We start from the raw sequence: 7,019 nt of genomic DNA on the forward strand, positions 1-7,019 counted from the left end.
GCGCGGTCCCAAGCTTGCGATTCCACAGGATCGAGTTGGAATCAATATCCCAGTCACGCGACAGTCCGTGTTCGTACTCGGGTAGAAAAGTTTCTTAAACTTTCTTTAGCGCTGTCCCAAAAATGCTGACACATTCCGCTGGGACAGGCTGTACCAGTAAAGAGAGCGCGGCTCCCGAAGGGAGTTTTAGCACTTGCCTAATTTTAATCGAAGAAATCCAAAGCGAGAGTAAGCCGAAATAGCCTGGAAAATATATCGTCCCACTCAAAAGACCAATGCGTCTGGCTTTCAAATAGTCACGAGTGCCGCGCAAAACGATCCGGTTCGACGCATACGCTCCACTTGCAGAGGCAAGACTTACGCCAAAACGATAGCATGCGGGACACAAGGATCACTGAAATAGGCCTCTACGTGGGTCAGCGAATTGTTTAGGATGGTGTGTCAAGCAAGTGATGGCTGCCATTAGCTGAAGGTTTATTTCTATGGAACTTGGGACAAATTCCATAGTATTGTATGGTAACTCGCTTTTGAGCACTTAGGGGCAGGATGCCGACTACGATCTATCACTTTACGCATAAAGATCATCTGGCGGCTGTAATTGCTACAGGATTGCTTTGCAAGAGCAAAGCTCCAGCGATGACCAGAAATGTTTCGGATAGAAATATTCAGGATAGAAGGTCAAAGGTGCAGGTTTGCTGCCCTCCAGGGGGAATTTTGCATGATTATGTTCCATTCTATTTTAATGCGCGTTCGCCGATGCTTTATAGGATCAAGCATAATCCTGCAGATTTCGGGAATGTAATGCAGAGTGAATTGATATATTTGACAACAACTGCTGAAGCTGTAGCCGCAAGAGGTCTACCATATGTATTTACAGACGGCCATGCGGCAATGGCATTCAGTATTTTTTATAACAATATTGTCAACCTTCCAAATATTGACTGGGATGTGATAAAAAGCCGCATGTGGACTGATACTGACGAATTTCCCGATCGCCGTCGAAGAAGACAGGCAGAGTTCTTGATCTACCAAAATGCACCTTGGGATATTTTCGATTTTTGATAGGCGTCTATGATCTTCAGACGAAAAATGAAGTCGATCAGATATTAGCGTCCCATTCTCATAAACCACACGTAGCTGTGAAATCAGGTTGGTACTATTAGAATGTTTGATTTTACTACAGGCAATATTCTTGAATCAGGCGCAGAAGCTGTGGTCAACACGGTAAACTGTGTTGGGGTCATGGGTAAGGGAATTGCTTTGCAGTTTAAGAAAGCATTTCCAGCAAATTTTGAGAGTTATAAAGAGGCATGTAAGCTTGGTCAGGTTAAAGTGGGAAAGATGTTTGTTTTTAAGACTCAAGGCGTGATCAATCCAAAATACATTATCAATTTTCCCACTAAAGATCATTGGAAGGGCAAATCACGGATGGAGTATATCGAGTCCGGACTCAATGATCTTAGAGAAGTAATTAAGTATTACGATTTAAAATCTATCGCAATCCCTCCTTTGGGGTGTGGTCTTGGTGGGTTGGATTGGCAAAAAGTAAAGCCACTGATCCAAGACAAGTTAAAAGACTTTGAGAACGTTAATATCATTGTGTTTGAGCCATCCGCCGCCCCTAAACCCTATGATCAAGTTTCCGTGGTTGTGGAGCTTCCACCAATGACAAAGGGGCGGGCTCTTCTAATAGGGCTTCTCAATAAATATCGAGGCGGTGGATATCGTCAGACACATTTAGAAGTTCAAAAGCTGATGTATTTCATCAAAGAGTCCGGTGAAGACTTGTCTAGGCTCAGCTTTGTCAAAGACAAGTATGGGCCATATTCTGACGGTGTAAGGCATGCACTGAAGCTGCTGGAAGGCAGTTATATAAAAGGATTCGGAGATGGAACTCAAAAGTCTGAAATTTTCGTTTTGGATAATGCTGTAGAAATGGCGAATGAATATTTGAGAGATCAGACAGAAACTCATCAACGACTCGAAAAAATTGCTAAGTTGATTGATGGTTTTGAAACGCCTTTTGGCATGGAACTACTTTCGACAGTGCATTGGGTTGCGAAGCATGAAGGAGCTAAGTCGAAGGAAGAAGTCATAGAAAAGGTAAAAGCTTGGAACGAACGAAAAGCCAAGATAATGTCAGAAGATCAATTGAGTATCGCCTTTGATCATCTAAAAGAAAATAAGTGGATATTTGTCTAGTTTCATGCTCCGCAAAGAATCTGGATTAGCGGCTAGCGACGCCAGCCCTGATATTTTTCCAGCCAGGCTAAAACATTCTCGGGCGCATGAGCTTTTTTCCAATTCCCAGCCACGTATTTGTTGGCCTCGCCAAACGTGGGGTAAGGGTGAATCGTTCCAAGGATGGCATTGAGTCCCAGTCCTTGCTTCATGGCGGTTGTGAATTCCGCGAGTAATTCCCCGGCATGCGGCCCGACTATATTGGCTCCAAGAATTTTATCCTTGCCGCGTTCAGTCAGCACCTTGATGCGACCGTAGTCTTCACTTTCAGCAATCGCACGGTCCAGGTCATCCAGGTTGTAGGTCGTGATTTCAAAATCAAGACCCTCTTTGCGGGCCGATTGTTCGTTGTGTCCCACCTGAGCAATCTCTGGATCCGTGAAGGTGACCCAGGGAATCACCCGATAATCCGCTTTGAATTTTTTGAGTGGTGAAAAAAGGGCATTCACCGCACAGTACCAGGCCTGGTGCGAGGCCACGTGGGTAAATTGATAAGGACCCGCAACATCACCACAGGCGTAAATATTTTTGCCATTGGCGCGCAGGTAAGGGTCAACGCGGATGGTACCGTTGTCATTGAGTTCTAAACCCAATTTTTTGATATCGAGCTGACCTGTGTTCGCACGCCTGCCGATCGCCACAAAAATCGCATCAAACGGAATTTTTTCCTGCCGACCATCCGAGGTCTGGCCCTGCATGATCATCGCTCCGGCTTCATGCATCACCGCCTCGGCCTTGGTATTTAGAAGGAGCCGCATGCCTTCCTTCTGGAATTGAGCGGCGATGAGCGAGGCGACGTCATCATCCTCCCTGGGCAGAAGTCGCGGACCGGCCTCGAGCAGGGTGACCTGAGATCCCAGCCTTTGAAAAGCTTGCGCCATTTCACAGCCGATCGGGCCCCCGCCGACCACCAGAAGTTTTTTTGGAAGCGTGCGCAGATCCCAAAGGTTTTCGCTGGTCAAAACCTGGACCTTTTCAAGACCCGGAATTTTAGGAATGATAGGCGAAGCGCCCAAGGCAAGGATTAGGCTTTTGGTTTTAAGGGTGCGACCATTCACCCGGACCGTATGCGCATCCACGACTTCGGCTTCACCTTGAATACATTCCACCCCCAGCCCCGTATAACGCTCCACGCTATCATGCGGCTCAATTTTTTTGATCACGGTTTGAATGCGTTCCATCACTTCGGCAAAATCCAATTCATAACTGGCCGATTTGATGCCATAGATTTTGTGCTGCTGAATCTGATGGACCATGCGAGCGGTTTTAATGAGCGCCTTGGACGGCACACAGCCTGTATTAAGACAGTCACCACCCATGCGGTGTTTTTCAATCAAGGCGACTTTGGCTTTCAGGGTTGCCGCAATGTAAGCACTCACCAGGCCCGCAGAGCCACCGCCGATCACAACCATATTATAGTCCTGCTGATGAGTGCTCATGAGGTTTTCCTCTGCTTTTTAAGGTAGGTGGTGAAACGCTTTGCCAGGAGCGGGAAGACCCCCAGGAGAGCAAACGAAAGAATCAACTTGAAGGACAGGATATCCCCCAGCGATTGCAGACTGGACAGCTGCGTTCCCGCCAACACATAGACGGCTGTCCCCGGCAGCATTCCCAGCTGGCTGACCCAATAAAATGTCAAAGCCCGGATGGGTGTCAGGCCCATGCCGAGGTTAATCACAAAGAAAGGAAACAGTGGCACAAGGCGCAGGGTAAAGAGATAAAAGGCGCCTTCCCTTTCAATACCTTCGTTAAATTTCGTGAGCCGATCGCCATAGCGCTGCTGTATGGAATCCCGCAGCAGAAATCGAGCGACAAGGAAGGCTCCGGTGGCCCCGATGGTGGAGGCAAAGGAAACGATCAGGAGTCCCAGCCCAAACCCAAATAAGGCTCCGCCCGCCAGGGTTAGAATCGTGGCCCCTGGCAGCGACAAGGCCGCCATCAGAACGTAACCCAGAAAATAGATCAGCACCGTCAGCAGCTGATGCTCCTGATAGAATGCTGCGAAGGAGGCCTGCTGAGTTTTGAGAGCATCCAAAGTCAGATAGGAATCCAGGCCAAGAAAGAAGTAACTCACCACAAACAGCAGGATCAGAAGGATCACCGCAATTTTCGACGCCGAAAGCTTCATGCAAGGGACTCCACAAAACGCATGGCATGGACAACCAGCTCGATGATAGCATGCTCCGGGTTGAACTCAATGAAGGACCTTGGCGTGAACGTGTCCGTTATTATCCCCATGCTGAACGAGGCAGCGACTTTGAGCCTCGTGATGGATCACTGGAAGGCCCTCCAACAAAGTGGGGCCGAGGTTTTGGTTGTGGATGGAGGCAGCACGGATGGTTCCATGGAACGCGTGCAGCAGGCTGGTTTTAAAGTCCTATCATCCGCGCGTGGACGCGCCCGTCAGATGAATACCGGGGCACAGATGGCTCAAGGCGATATTATGCTCTTCTTGCACGCCGATACCCAGCCGCCTCCGCAAAGCCTGACGGCCATGGGACAGGGACTGATGCTGTCCCAACTTGTATGGGGGCGATTTGATGTTCAGGTCGAAGGTCGAGCCTGGATGTTTCCGATCATTGGGTTCTTTATCAATCTGCGGTCCCGTCTGTCAGGCATCGCGACCGGGGACCAGGGGATCTTTGTGAGGCGTGAGGCCTTCCTTCAGATTAGTGGCTTTCCTGATCAACCTCTGATGGAAGACGTCGAAATTTCCAAACGGCTTTTGTCTCTCTCACGACCACTCTGCCTCAAACAGAAGATGCGAACCTCCGGACGACGCTGGGAAACCCGCGGCGTGTGGCGCACTATTTTCCTGATGTGGCGTTTGCGCTGGGCCTACTGGCGTGGTGCATCGGCTCAGGATTTGATCAAGGCCTGGCGATGAATAAAACTCGTATCATTATTTTTGCCAAGGCCCCCGTACCCGGGTTTGCCAAGACTCGTTTGATTCCTGCATTGGGGGCTGAAGGCGCCGCTGAGCTAGCTCGTCGAATGCTGCTCCATACCTTGGAACAGGCTCGGCTTGCCTGCGCCACCGAAGTCGAACTTTGCGTGACTCCGTCCATACACGACCCGAGTTGGGATGGTCTGAATCTAACACATCCTATTATTTTTACCGAACAAGGAATGGGCGACCTTGGTGAACGTCTGGCTCGAGCCGCTTCCAGGGCTTGTGCGGCGGGAGCACATGTTCTGCTGATTGGAACGGATTGCCCAGATCTGAATGCGTACACCTTGCAACAAGCAATAACAGCCCTGGACAGAAACGAAAGCGTTATGATCCCAACCTTTGATGGCGGATATGCGCTGCTTGGATTCAAAAGATTTGATCCGTCTTTATTTGAAAATATTCACTGGAGCACGTCATCAGTAGCCGGTGAGACCCAGGCACGCATCAAGAGCCTTGCCTGGACGCTCGAACTACTCCCGATGCTCCATGATATCGATGAACCCGACGACCTTCAGTGGTTGAGACTATGAGAATGACTTGGCCAATCGCAACGTCTGGAACTTTCGTTGTGGTTGCTGGCGGCCTTCTGTTTTCATCCAAATAACTCTCAATCTCAAATCACCCACCAACCGCTCAGGCTGGTATTATTATACCAAATAGGGATAATAGCAGGTTGCGGTGGTTAAGGAGATACTCTATTATACCGAATAGGGATAATAAGAGGAGCTTATGAACTTAAAAGACAATAACCCAATAAATTCAAAGACTTCTCATCCTCGCCTGGGAAAAGCAAAAACTCATCTTTCCGTAATTATTAAAGAAAAGAGAATTGAATCCGGCCTTACTCAAAAAGCAATGGGCGAGCTCGCAGGAGTCTCGTTAAAGGCAATCAGGCAGGTTGAGCAAGGTGAGGAGGATCACGTCAACGTCGGCTCACTTAAGCGAATCCTGGCTTATTTCGCCCTTGCCCTTTCAACCGTAGAAAACACCTCCATTTCCTTGCCCAGGAATAGGATTATCCCGAGGGATGAGCTCTTTGAAAAGCTGAGGTCCATTCGAACGGCAATATCAAAACCCTACGGAATTCAACGCATGAGGCTTTTTGGATCATATGCACGTGGGGAGGCCCGAGAAGATTCGGACGTTGATATCCTTCTCACCCCTTCCCATTCTCTAACCTTCAAGGAAATTGTGCGGATCGAGAAAATATTCGAGGAAGTCCTCGGCAATAAAACAATCGATATCGTTATGGAAAATGAAATGGCGCCAGAGATTCGAACCGCGGCTGAGGAGGACTTCATTGATGTCGAAAGCTAAAAGCTCACATCCACACCTAGTGAAAATGGTTCAACACATGGTTCGAATCTCTTCTTATCTATCAGAGACATCACAGGATGAGTTTTTTGCAAAACGCCTTAACTACGACGCGATAATGAAACAAACAGACCTTCTTGGCGAAATCGTGTCGCAGCTTGTTCACGATGATCCGGACAACATAACGAAAAAATTCAACGAAATACCGTGGGCAGAGGTCCGGGCCATCAGAAACCGATCATCACACAACTATTTTTCAATCGATCCGAACATCATCTGGAAGTACGTCACTGAAGAGCTTCCTGATATCGAAGCGGGCATAAGGAATATACTGGCGAAGCGATACCGGACGACTCAGGTTGAAGACTATAGTTAGGTACCTAAGCAAAAGTCTTTGATCACTTTTTCTTTACGAACTCACGAAGCCAGAAATTGTCTGCCAGGACTCCGGCTTTTTTAAGCCGCTCACGTGGCGATAACGAACGCAAATGTGCACAGGCGATCTTTATGG

Annotated in this window: 8 protein-coding genes; 6 read left to right on the forward strand and 2 right to left on the reverse strand. The window is 48.4% G+C overall.

The genetic code is table 11. From position 1 onward, the window contains the following. Nucleotides 1-546: 546 nt before the first annotated feature. Both darT and darG read left to right on the forward strand, forming a co-directional pair. A complete protein-coding gene (gene darT / locus VE954_RS35555) occupies nt 547-1,062 on the forward strand; it encodes a type II toxin-antitoxin system toxin DNA ADP-ribosyl transferase DarT (RefSeq protein ID WP_324962060.1) in 516 nt (171 codons plus the stop codon). 102 nt (nt 1,063-1,164) lie between these two features. After that, nucleotides 1,165-2,202 carry a type II toxin-antitoxin system antitoxin DNA ADP-ribosyl glycohydrolase DarG gene (gene darG / locus VE954_RS35560; RefSeq protein WP_324962062.1) on the forward strand — a complete coding sequence of 346 codons (1,038 nt, stop codon included), beginning with the start codon at nt 1,165-1,167 and terminating at the stop codon, nt 2,200-2,202. A 32-nt stretch (nt 2,203-2,234) separates the two neighbouring features. Here the strand turns inward: darG and lpdA are convergent, their stop codons facing one another. Together lpdA and VE954_RS35570 are read right to left on the reverse strand one after the other, a co-directional pair. Next, nucleotides 2,235-3,680 (reverse strand): dihydrolipoyl dehydrogenase, encoded by a 1,446-nt coding sequence (gene lpdA, locus VE954_RS35565; protein ID WP_324962064.1) that lies wholly within the window; start codon nt 3,678-3,680, stop codon nt 2,235-2,237. Further along, entirely contained in the window at nt 3,677-4,369 is a 693-nt protein-coding gene (locus tag VE954_RS35570) for a TVP38/TMEM64 family protein (protein WP_324962066.1), read from the reverse strand. The genes lpdA and VE954_RS35570 overlap by 4 nt, the downstream gene beginning before the upstream one ends. An 84-nt stretch (nt 4,370-4,453) precedes the next feature. Between VE954_RS35570 and VE954_RS35575 the strand changes: the two genes are divergently transcribed. From VE954_RS35575 to VE954_RS35590, 4 genes are all read left to right on the forward strand, one after another. Continuing rightward, a complete protein-coding gene (locus VE954_RS35575; RefSeq protein WP_324962068.1) occupies nt 4,454-5,128 on the forward strand; it encodes a TIGR04283 family arsenosugar biosynthesis glycosyltransferase in 675 nt (224 codons plus the stop codon). Continuing rightward, on the forward strand, nt 5,125-5,724 hold the full coding sequence (locus VE954_RS35580; protein ID WP_324962070.1) for a TIGR04282 family arsenosugar biosynthesis glycosyltransferase: 600 nt from the start codon (nt 5,125-5,127) through the stop codon (nt 5,722-5,724). Before VE954_RS35575 ends, VE954_RS35580 begins: the two co-directional genes overlap by 4 nt. 199 nt (nt 5,725-5,923) lie before the next feature. Beyond that, nucleotides 5,924-6,511 carry a nucleotidyltransferase domain-containing protein gene (locus VE954_RS35585; RefSeq protein ID WP_324962072.1) on the forward strand — a complete coding sequence of 196 codons (588 nt, stop codon included), beginning with the start codon at nt 5,924-5,926 and terminating at the stop codon, nt 6,509-6,511. Beyond that, on the forward strand, nt 6,498-6,884 hold the full coding sequence (locus VE954_RS35590) for a DUF86 domain-containing protein (RefSeq protein ID WP_324962074.1): 387 nt from the start codon (nt 6,498-6,500) through the stop codon (nt 6,882-6,884). The genes VE954_RS35585 and VE954_RS35590 overlap by 14 nt, the downstream gene beginning before the upstream one ends. Nucleotides 6,885-7,019 lie beyond the last annotated feature (135 nt).

Source organism: Oligoflexus sp. (genome assembly GCF_035638955.1).
Taxonomy (GTDB): Bacteria; Bdellovibrionota_B; Oligoflexia; order Oligoflexales; family Oligoflexaceae; genus Oligoflexus.

Coding starts and splice junctions, on each gene's coding strand:
- darT (WP_324962060.1), top strand. CDS start 547: ATGCCGACTACGATCTATCACTTTACGCATAAAGATCATCTGGCGGCT.
- darG (WP_324962062.1), top strand. CDS start 1,165: ATGTTTGATTTTACTACAGGCAATATTCTTGAATCAGGCGCAGAAGCT.
- lpdA (WP_324962064.1), bottom strand. CDS start 3,680: ATGAGCACTCATCAGCAGGACTATAATATGGTTGTGATCGGCGGTGGC.
- VE954_RS35570 (WP_324962066.1), bottom strand. CDS start 4,369: ATGAAGCTTTCGGCGTCGAAAATTGCGGTGATCCTTCTGATCCTGCTG.
- VE954_RS35580 (WP_324962070.1), top strand. CDS start 5,125: ATGAATAAAACTCGTATCATTATTTTTGCCAAGGCCCCCGTACCCGGG.
- VE954_RS35585 (WP_324962072.1), top strand. CDS start 5,924: ATGAACTTAAAAGACAATAACCCAATAAATTCAAAGACTTCTCATCCT.
- VE954_RS35590 (WP_324962074.1), top strand. CDS start 6,498: ATGTCGAAAGCTAAAAGCTCACATCCACACCTAGTGAAAATGGTTCAA.